17 protein-coding genes are annotated in these 21,002 nt (G+C 68.9%); 8 read left to right on the top strand and 9 right to left on the bottom strand.

Going from position 1 to position 21,002, the window contains the following annotated elements; all coding sequences use genetic code 11:
- The first annotated feature begins 35 nt into the window (after positions 1-35).
- The 3 genes from C1A30_RS13220 to C1A30_RS13210 are packed head-to-tail and all read left to right on the top strand — an operon-like array spanning position 36 to position 3,309.
- Positions 36-1,055 (top strand): methyltransferase, encoded by a 1,020-nt coding sequence (locus tag C1A30_RS13220; RefSeq protein WP_101948735.1) that lies wholly within the window; start codon positions 36-38, stop codon positions 1,053-1,055.
- A gap of 52 nt (positions 1,056-1,107) precedes the next feature.
- Complete coding sequence (locus C1A30_RS13215; protein WP_101950175.1) at positions 1,108-1,926, top strand: cyclodehydratase; 819 nt, start codon at positions 1,108-1,110, stop codon at positions 1,924-1,926.
- Between the two features lie 57 nt (positions 1,927-1,983).
- On the top strand, positions 1,984-3,309 hold the full coding sequence (locus tag C1A30_RS13210; RefSeq protein ID WP_101948734.1) for an AarF/ABC1/UbiB kinase family protein: 1,326 nt from the start codon (positions 1,984-1,986) through the stop codon (positions 3,307-3,309).
- A 27-nt stretch (positions 3,310-3,336) separates the two neighbouring features.
- Here C1A30_RS13210 and C1A30_RS13205 read toward each other — a convergent pair whose 3' ends face one another.
- Both C1A30_RS13205 and C1A30_RS13200 read right to left on the bottom strand, forming a co-directional pair.
- Positions 3,337-3,678, bottom strand: a complete 342-nt coding sequence (locus C1A30_RS13205) for a WhiB family transcriptional regulator (protein ID WP_101948733.1) — start codon at positions 3,676-3,678, stop codon at positions 3,337-3,339.
- Positions 3,679-4,134: 456 nt separating this feature from the next.
- Positions 4,135-6,240 (bottom strand): ATP-dependent DNA helicase UvrD2, encoded by a 2,106-nt coding sequence (locus tag C1A30_RS13200; RefSeq protein ID WP_200828253.1) that lies wholly within the window; start codon positions 6,238-6,240, stop codon positions 4,135-4,137.
- A gap of 82 nt (positions 6,241-6,322) precedes the next feature.
- Here C1A30_RS13200 and mrx1 point away from each other — a divergent pair, with 82 nt between their 5' ends.
- The gene (gene mrx1, locus C1A30_RS13195) at positions 6,323-6,574 is read left to right on the top strand and encodes a mycoredoxin Mrx1 (protein WP_101948731.1); all 252 of its coding nucleotides are present in this window, start codon (positions 6,323-6,325) and stop codon (positions 6,572-6,574) included.
- A 144-nt stretch (positions 6,575-6,718) separates the two neighbouring features.
- On the top strand, positions 6,719-7,726 hold the full coding sequence (locus C1A30_RS13190) for a GDP-mannose 4,6-dehydratase (RefSeq protein WP_235009860.1): 1,008 nt from the start codon (positions 6,719-6,721) through the stop codon (positions 7,724-7,726).
- Here the strand turns inward: C1A30_RS13190 and nudC are convergent.
- Entirely contained in the window at positions 7,698-8,627 is a 930-nt protein-coding gene (gene nudC / locus C1A30_RS13185) for an NAD(+) diphosphatase (protein ID WP_101948729.1), read from the bottom strand. The two genes, C1A30_RS13190 and nudC, sit on opposite strands and share 29 nt — an antisense overlap.
- Positions 8,624-9,703, bottom strand: coding sequence for a TrkA family potassium uptake protein (locus tag C1A30_RS13180; protein WP_101948728.1), 1,080 nt, complete (start codon positions 9,701-9,703; stop codon positions 8,624-8,626). Before C1A30_RS13180 ends, nudC begins: the two co-directional genes overlap by 4 nt.
- A gap of 45 nt (positions 9,704-9,748) precedes the next feature.
- Here C1A30_RS13180 and C1A30_RS13175 point away from each other — a divergent pair, with 45 nt between their 5' ends.
- A complete protein-coding gene (locus C1A30_RS13175; RefSeq protein ID WP_101948727.1) occupies positions 9,749-10,144 on the top strand; it encodes a hypothetical protein in 396 nt (131 codons plus the stop codon).
- Here the strand turns inward: C1A30_RS13175 and C1A30_RS13170 are convergent.
- Both C1A30_RS13170 and C1A30_RS13165 read right to left on the bottom strand, forming a co-directional pair.
- Positions 10,141-13,365 carry an ATP-dependent helicase gene (locus tag C1A30_RS13170; RefSeq protein ID WP_101948726.1) on the bottom strand — a complete coding sequence of 1,075 codons (3,225 nt, stop codon included), beginning with the start codon at positions 13,363-13,365 and terminating at the stop codon, positions 10,141-10,143. The two genes, C1A30_RS13175 and C1A30_RS13170, sit on opposite strands and share 4 nt — an antisense overlap.
- Positions 13,362-16,469 carry an ATP-dependent DNA helicase gene (locus tag C1A30_RS13165; protein ID WP_101948725.1) on the bottom strand — a complete coding sequence of 1,036 codons (3,108 nt, stop codon included), beginning with the start codon at positions 16,467-16,469 and terminating at the stop codon, positions 13,362-13,364. Before C1A30_RS13165 ends, C1A30_RS13170 begins: the two co-directional genes overlap by 4 nt.
- A 63-nt stretch (positions 16,470-16,532) precedes the next feature.
- Between C1A30_RS13165 and C1A30_RS13160 the strand changes: the two genes are divergently transcribed.
- Both C1A30_RS13160 and C1A30_RS13155 read left to right on the top strand, forming a co-directional pair.
- Positions 16,533-17,312 (top strand): alpha/beta fold hydrolase, encoded by a 780-nt coding sequence (locus tag C1A30_RS13160; RefSeq protein WP_304442188.1) that lies wholly within the window; start codon positions 16,533-16,535, stop codon positions 17,310-17,312.
- Between the two features lies 1 nt (position 17,313).
- Complete coding sequence (locus tag C1A30_RS13155) at positions 17,314-17,610, top strand: MGMT family protein (RefSeq protein WP_101948723.1); 297 nt, start codon at positions 17,314-17,316, stop codon at positions 17,608-17,610.
- A gap of 70 nt (positions 17,611-17,680) precedes the next feature.
- On the opposite strand, the gene C1A30_RS13150 is transcribed toward C1A30_RS13155, so the two are convergent.
- The 3 genes from C1A30_RS13150 to C1A30_RS13140 form a co-directional block, all read right to left on the bottom strand.
- The gene (locus C1A30_RS13150; RefSeq protein WP_101950174.1) at positions 17,681-18,535 is read right to left on the bottom strand and encodes a TIGR02569 family protein; all 855 of its coding nucleotides are present in this window, start codon (positions 18,533-18,535) and stop codon (positions 17,681-17,683) included.
- A 36-nt stretch (positions 18,536-18,571) separates the two neighbouring features.
- Positions 18,572-19,750, bottom strand: coding sequence for an adenylyltransferase/sulfurtransferase MoeZ (gene moeZ, locus C1A30_RS13145; protein ID WP_101948722.1), 1,179 nt, complete (start codon positions 19,748-19,750; stop codon positions 18,572-18,574).
- A gap of 77 nt (positions 19,751-19,827) precedes the next feature.
- Positions 19,828-20,877 carry a DUF3152 domain-containing protein gene (locus C1A30_RS13140; RefSeq protein WP_101948721.1) on the bottom strand — a complete coding sequence of 350 codons (1,050 nt, stop codon included), beginning with the start codon at positions 20,875-20,877 and terminating at the stop codon, positions 19,828-19,830.
- Positions 20,878-21,002 lie beyond the last annotated feature (125 nt).

Here is a 21,002-nt window from a genome sequence, read left to right as displayed (position 1 = left end):
CGCACGAGCAGGCCCACCGTCGAGAGGACCCCGTGATGTCGTTGTCTGAAGCTGTCGTTGACGTGCACCAGCAGGTGACCGAGATGATCTTCGGCTACTGCGTCAGCGGAATCGTCCGCACCGCGGCCGAACTCTCGCTCGCCGACCATCTGGCCGCAGGTCCGCTCACGGCCGACGAGATCGCCGAGCGCGAAACAAGTGCCCCGGCAACGACTTTGCGGTTGCTGCGGGCGTGCGCCGCATTCGGTATGGTCACCGTCGACGACGCCGGTCGTTTTCATGGCACCGCACTGCTGGACACCCTGCGCGCCGACGCGCCCCGCTCGTTGAACGCAATCGCCAAGGGTGTGACGAACAAGGCGTCGTGGCTGCCGTGGGTGAATTTCGGCGAATCGGTGCGCAGTGGGCACAGCCATGCGCACAACGCGCTTGGCATGGACTTCTTCGACTATCTCGAGCAGAACCCGTCGCTTGCAAAGGAATTCAGCGCCGCCATGAGCGGCGGCACGTCGGTGTGGGCACCCGCACTCGCCGCGCTGATCGACACCAGCACCGTGCGGCGCGCTGTCGACGTCGGCGGCGCCAACGGCACACTGCTGACCTTGCTGCAGCGTGCCAACCCGAATTTGCAGGGCGTGCTGTTCGACCGGCCGAACATCGCCCAGGATGCGAAGGCCCACATCGCAGCGCACGGTTACGCCGAACGCACCGAGGTGGTCGGCGGCGACTTCTTCGAGTCCGTGCCCGCGGGTGACCTGTACCTGCTGAAGTTCATCCTGCACGACTGGGACGACGAGGACAGCGTGAAGATCCTGCGCAGTTGCCGCACGGCGATGGAACCCGGCGGTCGGGTGGCGATCTTCGAAATGGTCGTCGATGACGCCGGTGAGAACCGGTTGGGCGCCATGATGGACCTGAACATGCTCGCCGTCGTCAACGGCCGCGAGCGCACACTGCCGGAGTTCGACGCGCTGCTGGAGCGGGCGGGACTGCGCCGCACCGCGGTGCTGACGGCGGATTCCCCACAGAGTGTGATCGAGGCGGTCGCCGCCTAGGTCCTGTGGATAAGTGGTCGGGGCGCAGCGCAATCCGTGGCAGAGTCGGCGCATGCAGCGCTACACACTGGATCCGGCGATGCCGGTGCTGCTGCGCCCCGACGGCGCGGTGCAGGTGGGGTGGGATCCGCGGCGCGCGGTGCTGGTGCACCCGCCCGCCGGTTTGACCGCGGCGGGCCTGGCCGACCTGCTGCGCGCATTGCAGGCCGGTGCGACGCTGGCCGACCTGCAGGAGCGCTTCGAGGTCGACGCCGGCGACCTCGTCGTCTCGCTGATCGAGGCCGGCGTGGTGTCGGCTGCGCCGGAGCGGAGGCGCTGTCCGTCGGTCCGGGTGCATGGACGGGGGCCGCTGTCGGATCTGGTGGCCCGCGGGTTGCGTTGCTCGGGCGCGAGGGTGACCCGGTCGAGCGTCACGCAGGCGGCCCCGCCCGGCACGACGGACCTGGTGGTGCTGGCCGATTTCCTGGTCGCCGAGCCTCGGGTGGTCCGCGACTTGCACACCGCACGGGTGGCGCATCTGCCGGTGCGACTGCGCGACGGCGCAGGCCTGGTCGGCCCGCTGGTGATCCCCGGGGTGACCAGTTGTCTGCAGTGCGCGGATCTGCACCGCACTGACCGTGACGCGGCGTGGCCCGCGGTCGCATCACAGTTGCGCAACGTGGTCGGCAGCGCCGACCGGGCCACCGTGCTTGGCACCGCCGCGTTGGCGCTCAACCAGGTCGACAGGGTGATCCGCGCGGTGCGGGACGGACATGCCGTCGCGGCTGCGACGGAACCGCCGCCGACCCTGGACACCACGCTGGAGTTCAACGTCGACGCCGGTGCGATCGTGGCGCGCAGGTGGTCGCGCCATCCCCGGTGCTGGTGTTGAAAACGCCTGTTGCCAACTCGGTGCGAGGCACTCAGAAACGTCAGGGATGATAGTTAGGTGACTGACATCAAACGGGGTCGGGCCGCGCGCAACGCCAAGCTGGCTAGCTTGCCAGTCGGCATGGCGGGCCGGGCCGCGTTGGGCTTCGGCAAACGGCTGACCGGTAAGTCGAAAGACGAGGTCAACGCGGAACTGATGGACAAGGCCGCCCAGCAGTTGTTCACCGTGCTCGGTGAACTCAAGGGCGGGGCGATGAAGGTCGGGCAGGCGCTGTCGGTGATGGAGGCCGCGATTCCCGAGCAGTACGGCAAGCCGTACCGGGAGGCGTTGACCAAGTTGCAGCGCGAGGCGCCGCCGCTGGCCGCGGCGAAGGTGCACCGCGTGCTCGACGGCCAGTTGGGCACCAAGTGGCGCGAACGGTTCTCCTCGTTCGACGACACCCCCGTCGCGTCGGCCAGCATCGGCCAGGTCCACAAGGCGGTGTGGTCGGACGGCCGCGAGGTCGCGGTCAAGATCCAGTACCCGGGCGCCGACGAAGCGCTGCGGGCGGATTTGAAGACCATGCAGCGGATGGTCAGCGTGCTCAAGCAACTCTCCCCCGGCGCCGACGTGCAGGGCGTCGTCGACGAGCTGATCGAGCGCACCGAGATGGAGCTCGATTACCGGCTCGAGGCCGACAACCAGCGCGCGTTCGCGAAAGCCTATGAGGGACATCCGCATTTCGTCGTCCCGCGCATCGTGGCGAGCGCGCCGAAGGTGGTCATCCAGGAATGGATCGAAGGCATTCCGTTGTCGGTGATCATCCGCGAGGGCACCACCGAGCAGCGAGACCTGATGGGCAGCAGGCTTTTCGAGCTGACCTACGACGCGCCGCGGCGGCTGGAGATGATGCACGGCGATGCGCATCCTGGGAACTTCATGTTGTTGCCCGACGGCAAGATGGGTGTCATCGACTTCGGCGCGGTGGCGCCGATGCCGGGCGGGATCCCGCCCGAGATCGGACTGGCGACGCGGTATGCGCTCAACGACGACTACGACAACCTGCTGACGACCATGCAGGCCATCGGGTTCGTGCAAAAGGGCGAGCAGGTGTCCAAGCGCGAAATGGACGAACTGATGCGGCAGTACGTGGAGCCGCTCGAGGTCGAGGTCTTCCACTACACGCGGAAATGGTTGCAGCGCATCACCGCTGCGAACATGAAGCCGGATCGTGCCGCGGGTCAGATCAGGGCGGCCCGGCAGATGGACATTCCGGCGAAACTGGCCATTCCGATGCGGGTGATCGCCTCCAACGTCGCGATCGCATGCCAACTCGACGCGCATGTGCCCGCCAGGCGGCTTGCCACCGAATTGATTCCCGGCTTCGCCGAAGAGGCGGCCTAGGTCGGCGCGGGGACAACCCGGCAGCGCTTACGCGGCTGCCGAGCTGTCACCTTCCGTGCTGCCTGCGTGCGCGGCCACGGTGTTCTTCCGCGGCCGTCCACGCGGGCGCTTGCGCGCGATGATCGAGCCGCGCTCGAGGATCTCGCCACCCCAAACACCCCACGGCTCCTGGCGTTCCAGCGCCGCGGCCAAGCACTCGCGGCGGATCGGGCAATCCGCGCACAGCGCCTTGGCCTGCTCGAGGTCAAGCGGGTTCTCGGCGAACCACAAATCGGGGTCCCCGACATGACACGGCACCGACAGCATCGATCTCTCACGGCATGTCTCCGATTCGACGCTCTTCGCGAGAGCGCTCATCGCAACTGACATGACTCGTACCTCTGCTTCCTGGTCGTTGGTTCTCGTCGGCCATCTGTCTTCTGATGGATCCCTGACCAGGTGTTCCGATAAAAATGGCCACGGATCCTTGACTGCGGGTCCGTGGCCTTTCGGCTTCGTTCGAGGCGCTACCTAAGTGGTGCCTCGATCCACGGACTGTCCAGTCGCGGCGGCGTTGCGGCGCTTACGCTGCGGGGTAATGGCGGCCGCGGTTCCCGCGCCTGGGTACGCCCAAAAAGCGGGATGCGCCGCGGCAGCAGCCTCGGCGACGTGAAGGGTGCGCGACATGCCGGCAACGCCTACGCCGGTGAACGCTTCATTGCTCAACATTTTCGGGCACCCTCCTTTCGACTCGCGGTGTGATCTTGAGGCTAAGCGTATCAGCTTGAGAACTCAATCGATTTTCTGACCAGCGCTTTTGGCACGATCTTTACGACCTTTGGCGGCCTAGCGACTCCGGCCTTTGACCAGCGCCAGCACATCCGGGCCGTACTGCTCCAGCTTGCGTGCGCCGATGCCGGGGATGGCGACCAGCGCGGCGTCGTCGGTGGGCAGCGTCTCGGCGATCGCGATCAGGGTGTTGTCGGTGAACACCACGTAGGCGGGCACGCTCATCTCCTTGGAGATGCGCAGACGCCACTCCTTTAGTTGGGCGAGCAGTTCCTCGTCGATGTCGGACGGGCACGTCTCACAGCGACGCAACATGATGGCCGGCGGGGTGGTCAGCGCGCTGTTGCAGACCCGGCAGCGTGGGGTGGCACCGCGGGGACGGCGGGGCTTGCTGGGGCCGCTGTCGCCGGGCGACTGCGGCGCGATGCCGTTGAGAAACCGCGACGGCCGTCGACTCTGCCGACCGCCAGGAGCTCGCGCCAACGCCCAGCTGAGCGCCAAATGCACTCTGGCCCTTGTGATTCCGACATAAAGGAGCCGACGTTCCTCTTCCACCGGCTCGCTGTCGGGTCCGTGCGCCAACGCATGCGAGATGGGCAGGGTGTTGTCGGCGAGGCCGACCAGGAACACCGCGTCCCACTCCAGGCCCTTGGCGGCGTGCAGCGACGCCAAGGTGACGCCCTGCACCGTCGGGGGGTGCCGGGCGTCGGCACGCTGCCGCAGTTCGGCGAGCAGCGAGCGCAGATCCAGCGACGGCCGCAGCGCCACCTCTTCGTCGACGAGTTCGGCCAACGCGGTCAGCGCCTCCCACCGCTCGCGGGCCCTGGTACCGGCGGGCGGTTCCGCGGTCAACCCCAGCGGTTCGAGCACGGCGCGCACGACGTCGGGCAGGGCGCCCTCTGCCTCACGTTCGGCGGCCCGTTGCAGCGCCAACAGCGCCTGGCGGATCTCCTGACGGCTGAAGAACCCTTCGCCGCCGCGCACCTGAAACGCGACACCGGCCGCGGTGAGCGCCTCTTCGTAGACCTCGGACTGGGCGTTGATGCGGTAGAGCACCGCGATCTCGGCGGCGGGGGTGCCGGATTCGATCAGGTTCTTGATCTTCTTGGCGACCGCGGCGGCCTCGGCCACCTCGTCGGGATGCTCGCTGAAGGTGGGATTCGGACCCGGGTCGCGCTGGCCGACCAAGTGCAGTTTGCTGCCCGCCATTCGGCCGCGGGCCGCAGCGATCACCCGGTTGGCCAGCGACACCACTTGCGGTGTAGACCGGTAGTCGCGCTCGAGGCGCACCACCGCGGCATCGGGGAAGCGCCGCGAGAAGTCGAGCAGGTACCGGGGTGTGGCGCCGGTGAACGAGTAGATGGTCTGGTTGGCGTCGCCGACCACCGTGAGGTCGTCGCGGTTGCCGAGCCACGCGTCGAGCACCCGCTGCTGCAACGGGGTGACGTCCTGGTATTCGTCGACGACGAAGCAGCGGTAGCGGTCCCGGAATTCCTGCGCCACGCTCGCGTCGTTCTCGATGGCCGCAGCGGTGTGCAGCAGCAGGTCGTCGAAATCGAGCAGCGCCATCCCGTCGTGGCGGGCCTTGAGTTTCTCGTAGGCGGCGTAGACGTCGGCGATCTTCGCGGCGTCGAACGGGATGTCGCGGCCCGCCGTCGCGACCGCGCCGGCATATCCCTCGGGGCTGATCAAAGAGGCTTTGGCCCATTCGATTTCGCTCGCGAGGTCGCGCACGTCGTCGGTGCTGGTGGGCAGTCCGGAGCGGTTGGCGGCCTGCGCGACGACGGAGAACTTGGTGTCCAGCAGCTGCCATCCGGTGTCGCCGACGACGCGCGGCCAGAAGTAGGACAGCTGGCGGCGGGCCGCGGCATGGAACGTCATCGCCTGCACCGAACCGGTGCCGACCCCGTCGTCCAGCGCCCGCAACCGGCCGCGCATCTCCCCCGCCGCGCGCGACGTGAACGTCACCGCCAGCACCTGTTGCGGGGCGACGTGTCCGGCCGCGACGAGGTGGGCGATGCGCCGCGTGATGGTGCGTGTCTTGCCGGTGCCCGCCCCTGCCAGCACGCACACCGGGCCGCGAGCGGCGAGAACGGCTTCGCGCTGTTCGTCGTCGAGGTCACCGATGAGCTCGTCGCGCGACGAAGGCGCCTCGACCGACATGCGGTCCATCTTGGCAGGGGGCTGTGACATATGCCCGACACAGCGCGGGCATGTTGGCGCGATCCGATACGTTGACACACTTATGACTTCCTCGTCTGCTGGACTGACCATGTACACCACCTCGTGGTGTGGCTACTGCTTTCGCCTGAAGAAGGTGTTGAAGACCGAAGGCATCGCGTTCATCGAGGTCGACATCGAGACCGATCCCGCGGCGGCGGAGTTCGTTTCGTCGGTCAACGGCGGCAATCAGACGGTGCCGACGCTGAAGTTCGCCGACGGCTCCACCCTGACCAACCCGAGCGGGGCCGAGGTCAAGGCAAAGCTGAAGCGATAACGCCTGGAGGGCGGACTCGTCGTTTCCGGCGATGGACGCCGCTGGTGTGAGCTTTTCTGTGCGTCACCTGTGAAGGTTTGCTTCCCCAGGAAAGTGGCAATAGCTAAGCACGCGTTCTTGCGGGGCGAGCCAATGGGGGTGCATGTGGCCACACAGAGAACGGCACTCATCACCGGCATCACCGGTCAGGACGGCAGATATCTCGCCGAGTTGCTGATCTCCAAGGGCTACCGCACCTATGGGTTGATCCGGGGGCAGAACAACCCGAAGGAACCGTCGCTGCGGGAGGAAATCCCGAAGCTGCAGCTGCTCTACGGCGATGTGCTCGATGTGTCGAGCCTGCGTCAAGCCCTCGACGACGCGCGACCCGACGAGGTGTACAACCTGGCCGCCATCACTTACGTCGGTTACTCCTGGAAGACGCCGCATCTGACGCGCAACGTCACCGGCGGCGGCGTCTTGAACATGCTGGAAGCGGTGCGCGCCTACCAGCAGGCCACCGGGCACGAGGTGCGGTTCTACCAGGCGTCCAGCGCGGAGATGTACGGCAAGGCGCGCGAGATCCCGCTGTCCGAGACGTCTGCCTTCCACCCACGCTCGCCATACGGCGTCGCCAAGGCGTACGGCCACTACATGACCGTCAACTACCGCGAATCCTACGGGATGCACGCCAGCTCGGCCATCCTGTTCAATCACGAATCCCCGCGTCGCGGAACGGAATTCGTGACGCGACGGATCTCGAAGGCGGTGGCGCGGATCTCGCTCGGGTTGCAGGACAGCGTGTCGCTCGGCAACTTGGAGGCGCTGCGGGACTGGGGTTTCGCGGGCGACTACGTGCAGGGCATGCATCAGATGCTGCAACAGGACCAGCCGGATGACTACGTGCTCGCCACCGGCGAAGCGCATTCGGTTTCCGAGTTCGTCGACCTGGCCTTCGCCGCGATCGGCGTCTCCGACTGGGCGCCGTACGTCCGCGTCGACGAGGCACGCATGCGACCCGCCGAAGTGGACGTGCTCATCGGCGACGCGTCGAAGGCGCACGCGGCGCTGGACTGGAAACCCGAGATGTCGTTCGAGGAACTCGTCGACCTGATGGTGACCAGCGACATCCGTGCCGAGTCGGTCAGTCTTGAGCAGCCCAGGATTCGATGATCTCCCTGGCGATGGAGATCGATCCAGGCAGCAGCAGCCGCGACGGTGAGTCGCTGTTCCAGTCGCCGTGGGCAAGCGCTTCGCGGATCTCGGCGCGCGTGAACCACGCCGCCTCGGCGATCTCGCCGTCGTTGAACGAGAACTCCTGCTCCGGATCGCCGACCGCGTGGAAGCCGACCATCAGCGACCGCGGGAACGGCCACGGCTGGCTGCCCAGGTAGCGCACGTCGGACACGGTCAGCCCGATCTCCTCGGCGATCTCACGCGCGACACAGGCCTCGAACGACTCGCCCGCCTCGACGAAACCGGCCAGCAGAGAGAACAGCCGCTCGGGCCACACGGTCTGGCGGGCCAGCACGGCGCGGTCGTGGCCATCGTGAATCAGGCAGATCACCGCGGGGTCGATGCGAGGAAACTCCTCGTGCCCGTTGGCGGCGTTGACACGCGCCCAGCCGCCCTTGATCGACTTGGTGGGTGCGCCGTCGATCGCGCTGAACCGCGCATGGTCGTGCCAGTTCAGCAGCGCGGTGGCGGTGGCCACGAGTTGCGCGCTGACGTCGTCGAAGATCTGCCCGGCGCGGCGCAGGTCGAGCACCTCGGTCTCGGCGTGCGGGTCCTCAGGACCTTCCAGGGCTGACCGGATCCCCCACACGTGCCGGCCGTCGTTGAGGCGCCCGAGGAACACCGCGTTCTCCGGTGGCTTGTCACCGAGTTTGGCGGCGCTGCTCAGCACCACTTGGCCGCCGGAGATCAGCACCTGGTTGCGGCGGTCGACCCGCAGCACCAGGGCATCCGGCCAGCCGGCGATGGCCGCGTCGATGTCGGTGCGCAACGCGTCGCCACGGTCGGCCCCGACACGGGACAACAGCGGGACGTTGCGAAGCTCGAAACTCCTTGTCATCGCTCGGCTTCCGCGCTGCGGATGTAGAGCAGCCGGTCGCCGAGCTCGAGGGCGTCCACCTCTGGGGCGTCGACGCGCAACAGTTCGCCGTTCCGGACGACGCCGAGCACGATGTCGGAAAGGTGCCGGGGCGAACCGCCCGCCTCCTTGGGGCTGACTTCGCGTTCGGCCAATGCGAACCCCGCGTCGGGGGTCAGTAGGTCTTCCATCATCTCGACAACGCTCGGCGTCTGCGTGGCGATTCCAAGCAGCCGGCCCGCGGTCTCCGAGGACACCACCGTCGAATCCGCCCCGGACTGCTGCAGCAGGTGCTGATTCTCGGCTTCCCGTGCGGCGGCGATGATCTTGGCTTTGGGCGCCAACTCGCGGGCGGTCAAGGTCACCAGCACCGCGCTGGCGTCGTCGTCGGTCGCGACGATGATCGACTTCGCGTGCTGGGCGCTGGCCAACCGCAGCACCTCGGACTTGGTCGCGTCACCGTGCACGGTGACAAGGCCTGCGCTTCTCGCACGTTCGAGCGCCGTGACGTTCTCGTCGACGACGACGATGTCGGCGGGTGCCACCTCGTCGCCGACCATCGCGGCCACCGCCGTCCTGCCTTTGGTGCCGTATCCGATGACGACGGTGTGGTTGCGCACTCTGCTCCTCCATCGCTGGATCTTCAACGCCTGGCGCGACTGGGTGGTCAGCGTCTCCACAGTGGTACCGATCAGGACGATCAGGAAGGCGATCCGCAGCGGTGTGATCACCAGCACGTTGACCAGTCGAGCTTCCGGCGTGAACGGCGTGATGTCGCCGTACCCGGTGGTCGACAACGACACCGTCGCGTAGTACAGGCAGTCCAGGAACGACAACTGGTTGTCCTGGACGTCGCGGTAGCCGTCACGGTCGAGGTAGACGATCATCACCGCCGCGAACAACGCCAGCGTCGCGTAGATGATCCGGCGGAAAATGCGCTGACCAGGACTGACAAACGGTTCGGGGATGCGGAGGATGTCGACGAGCGCGGCATCCGGTCGTGAGGTCAGGTTCTCGTCGATCGCCGCGAGGCGGCGTCGCAACCTGCCTTTAGCCACGGGTACCCGCCATCGATCCGAGTGGGCGCACGCCACAATGTAACCATGACCTCTCCCCCACCCGAACTGCAGCGGATCGCCAACCCGACACCGGCTCTGCGGATGGCCGCGATGCTGTTCGGCATCGGCACGTTGCATTTCGTTGCGCCCAAGCCGTTCGACGACATCGTCCCGGCCGAGCTTCCTGGCAGCCAGCGGTTCTACACCTATGCCTCGGGGGTCGCGGAGTTGACCACCGGCGCGCTGCTGCTCGCGCCGCGCACCCGCAAGCTGGGCGCATTGGCGGCGGTCGCGCTGTTCCTGGCGGTGTGGCCCGCGAACTTCAACATGTGCCGGCTGTGGAAGCACAAGCCGCTTTTCATGCGGCTGGGCGCGTACGCCCGGCTGCCGCTGCAGATCCCGATGATCACGTCGGCGCTGAAGATCTACCGCCGCTCCTAGGCGGCGTCGAGCAGCGCGACGAGGTCGTCGGCGCCGGGCAGCGCGTCGGGGGTGACGGTCCGCCCGGACCGGACGTAATGGAAGACCGCACGAACCTTGTCGGGCGGGCAGTCATGCAGCTGCGCCCACGCCAGCCGGTACACCGCGAGCTGAATTGCCGCCTGCTGCATGGCTTCTGGCGTTGCGGGCGGATCGCCGGTCTTCCAGTCCACCACGGTGGCGCCGCCGTCGTCGTCGGCGAAGACCGCGTCGATCCGGCCCCGCACTACCCGCCCGGCGATCACCATGTCGAACGGCACCTCGATGTCGATCGGTGTGCGGGCCGCCCACGGCGAGAGCGCGAACGCCGCCTGCAGTTCGGCGAGTTCCTCGGCGTCTCCGGCATCGCGGTCCACCGCGCCGGGCAGGTCGTCGAGGTCGAACAGCCGCTCGGCGTGGAAGAACCGCTGCACCCAGTCGTGAAATGCGGTGCCCAGCAAGGCATGTGGATCGGGGCGGGTGGGCAGACGGCGGCGCATCCGCTGGACGACCGCATCCGGGTCACGCCCCAACTCGACCAGCGTGCTGACCGAAAGCTGTGCGGGCAACGGCGGCGCCGGCTTGTCTTCGGCGCGGTCACGCTCCGCCAGCAGTGCGTCGACGTCGGCGACCCAACCGTTGTCGGCGTCGACCGCCAAGCCACCGGACATTGCCTGCACCACTATCGCCGCCCCTGTGTCGACGTGCCGTCGCTGCGCACCGACGGGATCGGTGGGCCAGAGCGCTTCGACAGCCTTGTCGCGCAGCGGGTTCGGGGTGCCGTCGGGCGGCGCCGGCGCCCAGTGTTCGATGACGCCGCACGGGTCGCCTGCGGCTTCCGACGCCTCGATGATGTCCTTGAGTTCGCACAGGAAAGCGGACGGGCCACGCGGTTTGGCCTCCGAGGCGCCCCAGTGGTGGCCTGACAGCAGCAGGGCGTCCTCGGCGCGGGTCAGCGCGACGTAGAGCAGCCTGCGCTCCTCGTCGGTGCGGCGTTGCTCCAGGCTGCGCTTGTGGTCGGAGATCTTGTCCGACAACCGCTTCCGGTCGTTGACGTCCGACGTGTCCAGCACCGGGATGCCGTGCTCCGACACGGTGGCCCTGTCGCCGCGCAGCAGCGGCGGCAGATCGCCGGCGTCGGTGAGCCAGGTGCGCGCCGACGCTGTGGAGGGAAACACCCGGCCGCTCAGGTGCGGCACCGCGACGACCTGCCATTCCAGCCCCTTGGCGGCGTGCACGGTCAGGATCTGGACGCGGTCGTTGGCGACGGTGATCTCGGCGGGCGCCAGGCCGTTCTCCACCTGCTCGGCGGCGTCGAGGTACGCGAGCAGGCCGGGCACGGTGGCACCCGGTCGCGCGGCCACGTCGGCGACCACGTCGGCGAACGCGTCGAGGTGTTCGGCGCCGGACCACCCGGCGCTGACCGGCACGGCGGCGCGGACCTCGGCGTCGAGGCCGAGCACCCGTCGCACCTCGGCGACGAGGTCGGGCAGCGGATGCGTCAAATGTGCTCGCAACGCGGTCAATTCGCGGCCGAGCGCGACGATGCGACGAAATCCGGCCTCGGAATAGGCGTCCGCCGATCCTGGGTCGCAGATCGCGTCGGCCAGACACGCCGCGTCCGCGTCCGCGGCGGCCTGCGCGACGATCTGCTCGGTGCTGACCTCACGCGTCGGCCGGCCGTCCAATTCGACCGCGCGACGCCACAGCGCGGCGACGTCACGACCGCCGAGCCGCCATCGGGGTCCGGTGAGCACCCGCATCGCCGCCGACCCCGCGGTGGGATCGGCCACCAGGCGCAGCATGGCCACCAGGTCGGCGACCTCGGGCACCGCGAGCAGCCCGGCCAGGCCTACGACCTCCACCGGGACACCGCGCGCGGTGAGCGCGTCGGCGATCGGAGCGGCATCGGCGTTGCGCCGCACCAACACTGCCGCGGTGGGCGCGGCGGCGCCGTTCTCACGTGCGCCGTGATAGATGTTCGCCAAGTGATCTGCCAGCCAATCACGTTCGGCGGCAACGTCGTTCAGCAGGGCACAACGAATCTCACCCGGCTGGGCGTCCGGCCGGGGCCGCAGGGACCGCACCGCGACGGATCGGCGCCGCGCTTCCGCGGACACTGCGTTGGCCAGGTGCAGCGCCCGCGGCGGATTGCGCCAGCTGGTGCGCAATTCCAGGGTGGGAGCGGGGGTGCCGTCGGCGAGGGGGAAGTCGGTGGTGAACCGCGGCAAGTTGGTGGCCGATGCGCCGCGCCAACCGTAGATCGACTGGATCGGATCGCCGACGGCGGTCAGCGCCAGACCGTCGTCGACGCCACGGCCGAACAGCGACGACAGCGCCACCCGCTGGGCGTGCCCGGTGTCCTGGTATTCGTCGAGCAGGACCACCCGGTAGCGGTCCCTTAGTTGCGCGCCGACTTGGGGGAACGTCGACGCAAGCCGGGCGGCCGAAGCCATCTGCATGCCGAAGTCCATCACCTTCTCGGCTCGCATGCGCGCATGCAACGCGTCGATCAGCGGCACCAGTTCGGTGCGCTCGGTCTGGGTGGCCAGCATGCGCAGCAGCCATTGGCTGGGCCCGCGGTCACGCTGATAGGGCCCCGCGGGCAGCGTGTGCACCAGCCGTTCCAGCTCCACGTGGGTGTCGCGCAGTTGCGCGGTGTCGACGAGGTGCTCGGCGAGCTGACCTGCCAGCCGCAGCACCATCGCGGTGATGGCGGCCGGGTTCTTCTCGGTGTCGAGGTGCTGCGGATGCTCGCAGACCACCCGAAAAGCCAACTGCCACAGTTCGGTTTCGCTGAGCAGCCTGGTGTCGGGCTCGACCGGCAGCAGCAGGCCGTGCTCGCGTAGCAGGGTGCCTGCGAACGCGTGGTAAGTGCTGACGGTGGCCGGGTCGTCGGCGACGTCTGCAGGGGGCGCGAGGCCCGCGCCCGCCAGCCTGGCCAGCCGGGTGCGGACCCGGCGCAGCAGTTGGCCCGCGGCCTTGCGGGTGAACGTCAGCCCGAGCACCTCGCCGGGGCGGGCGTACCCGTTGGCGACCAGCCACACCACCCTGGCCGCCATGGTTTCCGTCTTGCCCGCGCCTGCACCGGCGATGACCACCAGCGGGCCCGGCGGGGCGGCGATCACCGCGGCCTGCTCGTCGGTGGGTGCGAAAAGACCCAGCGCTGACGCCAATTCGGCCGGGCTGTAACGCGCGGTCATGCTCGTCCTCCTGCTGCATGTTGGGCCGGGCACATGGCGCGCACCGGGCAATGCGTGCAGCCGTCGTTGATCCGCGCGACGAACTGCGGGCCCTTCGTCGCGGCCGCCGCGTGCTGCACCAACTCGAGCCATTCCGCGCGGGAGTCGGCGTTCTGCGGATCCTGTACCCGCTCGGTGGCACCGCCCGCCGACGTCTTGCCGAGATAGACCAGCCTGCCCCCGCCGGGTGTATCCCCCTGCGGCAGCAGCCCTTCGGCGACTGCCAACTGATACAGCGCCAGCTGTGCGTGGCGTTTCGCGTCGTCCTTGCTGACCGGCGTCTTGCCGGTTTTGATGTCGACGACCACCAGCCGGCCCGCAGCGTCGCGCTCCAGTCGGTCCAGCCGCCCGCGTACCCGCACGCCCTGCCCGACTGTGCCGTCGACGTCGATCTCGGTGCCGACCTCGGTGAGCTCGCCGCGGGTCTGCGCCCGCCACTGCGCGAACGCCGAAAGCATTGCGCGGTGGCGCGCCAGTTCGTTGTCCGCATACCACTTCGCGTCGAACGGCAGCTTGCTCCACAGCTTTTCGAGTTCGTCGAGCATCTGGGTCTCGGTCTTGCCCGGCTCGGCGACGAGCGCGTGCAGCAGTGTGCCGACCGCGGAGCGGACGTCTCGACCGTCGGTGCCGCCGTGGCGTTCGAGCAGCCACCGCAGCGGGCAGTCGGTCAGGGTCTGCAGCGTCGACGGGGACACCGTGACCACGTGCTCGTCGCCGTCCCACAACGGTGCGTCGCTGGACAGCGACGTCATGCCGTACCACTGCTGCGGATCGGCACCGGTGACACCCGCCTGCGCGAGGCGCGCCAATTGCGTTGCCGCGCAGGATCGTGCGGTGTCGTCGACCGTTCCCGGCGCCGCGCACACCACCGCACGCAGTCGGCCGACCAGGTCGGGCGGGGACAGCACCGGCGGCGCCTGGATGGGCGCGGACGGGTCGTTGTCGGGGTCGGTCGCCAGCGCCGACAACTCGTAGCAGAACGGCGACGGCAGCATCGCCTCGTCCCCGCTGTCGCTGTCGACGGCGGTCACCAACAGGCGGCTACGCGTGCGGCCCATCGCGGCGATCAACAACCTGCGTTCCTCGGCGAGCAGCGGCGCGCGACTCGACAGTCCGCGGTCGGCCTCCGTCACGACGCCGTCCATCACGTCGACGAGGCGCTGGGTGCCCAGCACGCCGCCGCGCGGAGTCGTGTTGGGCCACAGCCCCTCCTGCAGACCCGCGATGACGACGAACTCCCACTCCCGGCCCAGTGCGGCATGAGCGCTGACGACGGCGACCGCGTCGGGTTGCGGGCGCTGATCGCGCGACGCCGCGGGCACCCCCATCGCCTGGACGTGGTCGATGAGGCCGCGCAGCGACGCGCCCGTCGTCCGGCTCACGTACTGCTCGGCGACGTCGAACAGCGCGGTCACCGCGTCGAGGTCGCGGTCGGCCTGCGCGCCGCCGAGGCCGCCGCGCTCACTGGCCGCGAGCCAGCGCCGCTGCAGACCGGACCGATGCCAGGCCTGCCAGAGGATGTAGCGAGGATCAAGACCGTCCTGCGCTGCGCTGCGCGCGGCGGCGAGCACCGTGCGCACGCGGCGCAGCGGGCGGCCGAGTTCGGTGGAGAGCCCGTCTGCGTCGGCGTCGAGGGCGTCGACGAGCAGATCGGTGAACTCGCGCGGCGGCTGACTGCCGTCGGCGCGGCGCAGCGCCCGTCGCACCTGACGCAGCGAGACCGGATCGACGCGGCCGATGGGCCCGGTCAGCAGCGACAGCGCCCGGTCACCGTCCAGGCCGTGCGCCGTGGCGTCGAGCACCGTCAGCAGCGCGCGCACCGCGGGCTGTTCGGCCAACGGAGTGCTTGACGACGGGGCGTCCACCGGCACTCCCGCCGAGACGAGCGCGCGGGCCAGCGGGGCACCCGTGCGCGGCACCGAACGCACGATCACCGCCATCTGCGACCACGGCACGCCGTCGACCAGGTGCGCGCGCCGCAGCGCGTCGGCGATCAGTGCCGACTCGGCGTGCGGTGTGGCGGCGATGCGGACGTTCAACGAGCCGGGGCCGTGCTCGGCACCGGTCACCCCGGTGTCGGCGCCTGGCAGCCGCTGGGTGACGGCGGTGATGGCGTCGGCGATGACGGGTGCACTCCGGAGTGACCGGGTGAGCGTGATGGCGGGCTCGTCGCCGCGCAGCAGGGACGGGTCGGCCCCGCGGTAGCTGAACACCGATTGGGTGACGTCGCCGGCGATGACGGTCAGCTCCGCGCCTGCGGACAGCACGCGGACGAGGCGGGCCGCCTGTGGATCGAGGTGCTGCGCGTCGTCGACCAGAAGCAGCTTGATCCGATTGCGCTCGGCGGCAAGTAGGTCGGCGTCGGTGGCCAGCGCCTCGAGCGCGGCGCCGACCAGTTCGGCGGCACCGAGTGCGGGCACAGTGGCCTGCGGCGCCGCCATGCCGACGGCGGAGCGCAACAGCATGATCTGCTCGTAGGCTTGCGCGAACTGTCCCGCGGCGAGCCACTCCGGCCTGCCGTAGCTGCGTCCGATGCGTTGCAGCGCAAGGGGATCCACGCCGCGCTCGGTGCAGCGCGCCAACAGGTCACGCAGTTCGGCGGCGAACCCGACGGTGCTCAGCGCCGGGCGGAGCTGGCTGGGCCACGCCACCGGAGAGGCGTCACCGTCCTCGAGGTCGCCCGCGAGCAGTTCACGGATGATGCCGTCCTGCTCGGCGCTGGTGATCAGGCGCGGCGGCGGATCACCGTTGCGCTGCGCGGCGAGCCGCAGCACCGCGAAGGCGTAGGAGTGCACCGTGCGGACCAGCGGTTCGCGGACCACCGCGCGGCTTCCTGCCGACAACAGTGCCGACGTGATGGCTGCGCGCGCCTTGGCGCCGAGCCGGGCCGAACCCGTCAGCAGCAGAACCGATTCCGGATCGCTGCCTGCGGCGATGTGGGCCGTGGCGGCGCGAATCAGCAAGCTGCTCTTGCCCGTACCGGCTCCGCCGAGCACGCGCACCACGCCGCGCAGGCCCGGTTCGGTCAGGGAGGCCGGCGTCAGTTCGGTCTGCGGTGCGGACATGTTGGCATGACACCATGGGGGTCCGACAAGCGGCCGGCGCCGGCTGCTGGCAGCATCGAGTCCGTGACCGATCTGCTGCACGTACACCGCTTCGGACCGTCGGGCCCACCGCAGATATTGGCCGTGCACGGCCTGACGGGCCACGGCCTGCGATGGCAGACGCTGGCCACCCGGCACCTGCCCGACTACGCGATCGTCGCACCGGACCTGATCGGGCACGGGCGGTCGTCGTGGGCCGCGCCGTGGAACATCGACGCGAATGTCGCCGTACTGGCCGACCTGCTCGACGCCGAAGCCGGGGGCCCGGTCGTCGTGGTCGGGCATTCGTTCGGCGGGGCGGTGGCGCTGAATCTGGCTGCGGCGCGGCCGGATCTGGTGGCGTCGCTGGTGCTGCTCGACCCCGCCGTCGGCCTGGACGGCGATTGGATGCGCGAGATCGCCGACGACATGTTCGCCTCGCCCGACTACACCGACCGCGCGGAGGCCCGCTCGGAGAAGGTCAACGGCTCATGGGGCGAGGTCGATGCGGGCGAACTGGACCGCGAACTCGACGAGCACCTGATCGACCTGCCCGACGGCCGGGTCGGGTGGCGGATCAGCATCCCGGCGATGTTGTCGTACTGGAGTGAGCTGGCCAGACCAATCCGTCTGCCCCGCAACGGCATACCAATCACCCTGGTGGTCGCCACCAAGACCCGACCGCCGTATGTCACCGAGGAACTGCGGACCCGACTGACCGAGCGGTCCGACTTCACGCTGGTGGACTTCGACTGCGACCACATGGTGCCCCAGGCACGGCCCGCCGAGACCGCGGCGGTGATCAAGCAGGTGGCGGGCGGCTGAAATGGCCGCGATCACCGACGAGCAGGTCGAGACCGTGCGCGCACTCGTCGCGGCCATCCCGGCAGGCCGGGTGTCGACCTACGGCGACATCGCCGACGCGGCGGGGCTGTCCAGCCCGCGCATCGTCGGGTGGATCATGCGCACCGATTCGTCGGATCTGCCGTGGCACCGGGTGATCCGGGCGTCGGGCAGGCCCGCGCCGCATCTGAGGCCGCGGCAACTGGAACTGCTGCGCGCCGAGGGCGTGCTTGCCAGCGACGGCCGCGTCGACTTGGCCGCGGTGCGCCACGAGTTCTGAGCGCGGCGAGTGTGGGGTTGTAACACGCCTCAGGCGCGTTTTGTGTGCGGGTAACCCACGTTCGCGCGAGTTAGAGGACGAGTCGCACCAGGGCCGCCGTCCGGGCCAACCCGGGGAACGCCGCGGCCGTCGACCGCGGATGCAGCGCATGCACGGCGAGCCGGAACATCAACGCTCGCAACAACATCTGCGGCCACTCCGGCAGCGGGCTCCACCGCTCGATCAGCCCGTCGTCGGCCTCACCCCATGACAGCGCGTCGACGACCACCACGCCCGCCGCCCACGACGCCGGCCGCCAGTACGGCGTGATGTCGGTGATGCCGGGCGCGGCCGTGCCCGCGAAAAGCACTGTGCCGTAAAGGTCGCCGTGCACGAGTTGGTTCGGGCTCTTGGTCGGCCGGCGCAGCGCCGCCAGCTGATTGATCAGCTCCACCGAGCGCTGGCCGTCCGCGGTGCCCGGCGACACCCGCGCACCCGCCGGCAGGTTGTGCAGCGGGCGCTCCTCCCACGCGGCGCGGTCGGCCGCGATGAACACGTCCACGTCGGCCCACGGCGCGACGGGCGGTTGCGTCAGGAAGCGCGGCCGCTCCAGCTTCGCCGTCGCTTCGTGCAGCCGCACCGCGGCCGAGACCACTTCGTCGTGGCGCGGTTCGGGGGTGCCCGCGACGTAGGTGTCGGCGCGCCAACCGGCCACCACGTAGCGGCCGTCGGTCGAGCGCACGGGCCTGGCCAGCCGCACCCCGTCGACGAACAACGTCTCGCGAACCTTCGCCGACCATGCGGCGCGGGCGTGATCGGCCACCATCGACAGCACTACTTCGCCACAGCGCCAGCCGCCCTCCCAGCTGGAGCCGAGCGCAACCGGGCGCACACCGGTCAATCCGAACGCCGCCAGCACATGGTCCGGCGGCCGTTCGACAGTCACCACCTCAGCCTAAGGCGAAGTGCGGCAAAGACGCCGTTAGTACATCACCATGTCGGGTTCGAGTTGCTTGCCCCATGCGACGATTCCGCCCTGCACGTGTACCGCGTCGGAGAAACCGGCCTTCTTCACGATGGCCAGCACCTCGGCCGAGCGAACGCCGGTCTTGCAGTAGAACACCGGGGTCTTGTCGACCTGCAGCTTGGCCAGCGCCTCACCGGACTCGAACGCGCCCTTCGGAATCAGTTCGGCGCCTTCGATGTGGTTGATGTCCCACTCGACGGGCTCGCGAACGTCGATCAACGCCAACGGCTTACCGGAATCCATCAGCTCGCGCAGCTCGCGCGGGGTGATCGTGGAATCTGCCGCGGCTTCAGCAGCCGCCTCGGACACCACGCCGCAGAACTCCTCGTAGTCGATCAGTTCGGTGATCTTGGGCGTCGCGGGATCCTTGCGGATCTTGATGGTGCGATAGCTCATGTCCAGCGCGTCGTACACCATTAACCGACCCAGCAGCGGCTCGCCGATGCCGGTGATCAGCTTTATGGCCTCGGTGCCCATCACCGACGCGATCGACGCGCACAGGATGCCGAGCACACCGCCCTCGGCGCACGACGGCACCATTCCGGGTGGCGGCGGTTCCGGGTAGAGATCGCGGTAGTTCAGGCCCAGACCATTAGGAGCGTCTTCCCAGAACACCGACACCTGGCCCTCGAAGCGGTAGATCGACCCCCACACGTACGGCTTGCCTGCCAGCACGGCGGCGTCGTTGACCAGATAGCGGGTCGCGAAGTTGTCGGTGCCGTCCAGGATCAGGTCGTACTGCTTGAACAGGTCGACGGCGTTGTCCGGTTCCAGACGGAACTCGTGCAGGCGGACCTCGACGAGCGGATTGACCTCGAGGACGGAGTCGCGCGCGCTCTCGGCCTTGGAGCGGCCGATGTCGGACTGACCGTGAATGATCTGGCGCTGCAGGTTCGACTCGTCGACGACGTCGAACTCGACGATGCCGATCGTGCCCACGCCTGCGGCGGCCAGATACAGCAGCGTCGGCGACCCCAGTCCGCCGGCGCCGATGACCAGCACCTTGGCGTTCTTCATCCGCTTCTGTCCGGCCAACCCCAGGTCCGGGATGATCAGGTGGCGGCTGTAGCGCTGAACTTCTTCACGTGTGAGCTCGGCCGCCGGTTCTACCAGCGGCGGCAACGGTGTCGGCACCGAACTGCTCCTTATTTGACGGTCACTGCAGTACCCACCACAACGGTAGTCCGGTCCTGATGCTTCCCGACGACGTGTCAGGCGATCGGATACGGCCAGGGGTTGAACCGGCACGTCTTGCCGTCGGGCTTGACCGACTGCGGGTCGAACCGGGCGGCGTCGTTGTTGTTGGTGGAGAACGTCTGCTGCATCATCACCGGCGCCAGTGCACCGTTCTCGCCGCACGGCTCGTGGCGTTGATAGCCGATCGCGTGGCCGACCTCGTGGTTGATCAGGTACTGCCGGTAGGAGCCGACGTCGCCCTGGAACGGCACGGCGCCGCGCACCCAGCGGGCCTCGTTGATGAACACGCGCGGCTGGTTGCCGTAGGCCGGGTTGTAGCACGACGCCTCGAGCTGAATGTCGTAGCCGCAGCCCTCGCGCACGGTCATCGGCGAGCTCAACGACACCCGGAAATCCGGCACACCGGCGTCGATGCGGGTGAACGCGAATTGCGGATTGTGGGTCCAGCTCTTCGGATTGGCCAGTGTCTCGCTGACCATCCTGGCGAACCCGTCGTCGCCACCGAACCCTGTGGTGTCGACGCCGTCTTCCACCTCGACGGTGTAGGTGAACGTCTTGGCGGTGCCCTCCCCGACCTTCGGCGTGGCGCCCGGCACCACATGCCAGGTCTTGGCGCCCGCCTCGGTGAACGGTCCGCCCTCGGGCAGGATGCCGGTCGGCAGGTTCACGTCGAACTGGGTGAGCCCCTTGGGCGGGGCGCCGATGATCTGCGTGCTCGCCACGCCAATGGTCGGCGGCCCCTGCACCGGACCTTCGGCCTGTTTGGGCGCGGGCGCGCTGGTGCCCGCGATCGTTTGGTAGACCACCACGGCCGTCAATGCGATCAGCACCGGCAGCGCATAGGCCCGCCACCCGTAGGTGGAGACGAAGCGGCCCAGCCATGTCTGCTTGCGGGCACGGCGATGCTCGTCGCGATTGGACCTGACCCGACCGGAATCCTCGGCGATGGGGTCACGCTGCGCGCGAAGGGGCTCTCGCCACTCGTCACGCAACACGGGTACGCGGCCGCTTTCGCGACGCCCCTGACCCGTCGATCCTCCTCGCGTGCGGGAGTCGTAGGTCACCGGAACAGGATGGCATAGTCTGCTGGGCTTGCACTTCCGGCGCGCCACCACCTCGGCGCGAAGCCGTGGATCCGCAAACGCCTGACCAACGGTAGTAATGTCGTTGCGAAACCCATTCGGATGAA

The sequence above is a fragment of the Mycobacterium sp. 3519A genome (assembly GCF_900240945.1).
Taxonomy (GTDB): domain Bacteria; phylum Actinomycetota; class Actinomycetes; order Mycobacteriales; family Mycobacteriaceae; genus Mycobacterium.
This window is presented reverse-complemented; position numbering and strand designations above follow the sequence as displayed.

Bases quoted from the DNA above. Each gene is read 5' to 3' on its own strand.
- C1A30_RS13220 (WP_101948735.1), top strand. From the start codon at position 36: ATGTCGTTGTCTGAAGCTGTCGTTGACGTGCACCAGCAGGTGACCGAG.
- C1A30_RS13215 (WP_101950175.1), top strand. From the start codon at position 1,108: ATGCAGCGCTACACACTGGATCCGGCGATGCCGGTGCTGCTGCGCCCC.
- C1A30_RS13205 (WP_101948733.1), bottom strand. From the start codon at position 3,678: ATGTCAGTTGCGATGAGCGCTCTCGCGAAGAGCGTCGAATCGGAGACA.
- C1A30_RS13200 (WP_200828253.1), bottom strand. From the start codon at position 6,240: ATGTCGGTCGAGGCGCCTTCGTCGCGCGACGAGCTCATCGGTGACCTC.
- mrx1 (WP_101948731.1), top strand. From the start codon at position 6,323: ATGACTTCCTCGTCTGCTGGACTGACCATGTACACCACCTCGTGGTGT.
- nudC (WP_101948729.1), bottom strand. From the start codon at position 8,627: ATGACAAGGAGTTTCGAGCTTCGCAACGTCCCGCTGTTGTCCCGTGTC.
- C1A30_RS13175 (WP_101948727.1), top strand. From the start codon at position 9,749: ATGACCTCTCCCCCACCCGAACTGCAGCGGATCGCCAACCCGACACCG.
- C1A30_RS13170 (WP_101948726.1), bottom strand. From the start codon at position 13,365: ATGACCGCGCGTTACAGCCCGGCCGAATTGGCGTCAGCGCTGGGTCTT.
- C1A30_RS13165 (WP_101948725.1), bottom strand. From the start codon at position 16,469: ATGTCCGCACCGCAGACCGAACTGACGCCGGCCTCCCTGACCGAACCG.
- C1A30_RS13155 (WP_101948723.1), top strand. From the start codon at position 17,314: ATGGCCGCGATCACCGACGAGCAGGTCGAGACCGTGCGCGCACTCGTC.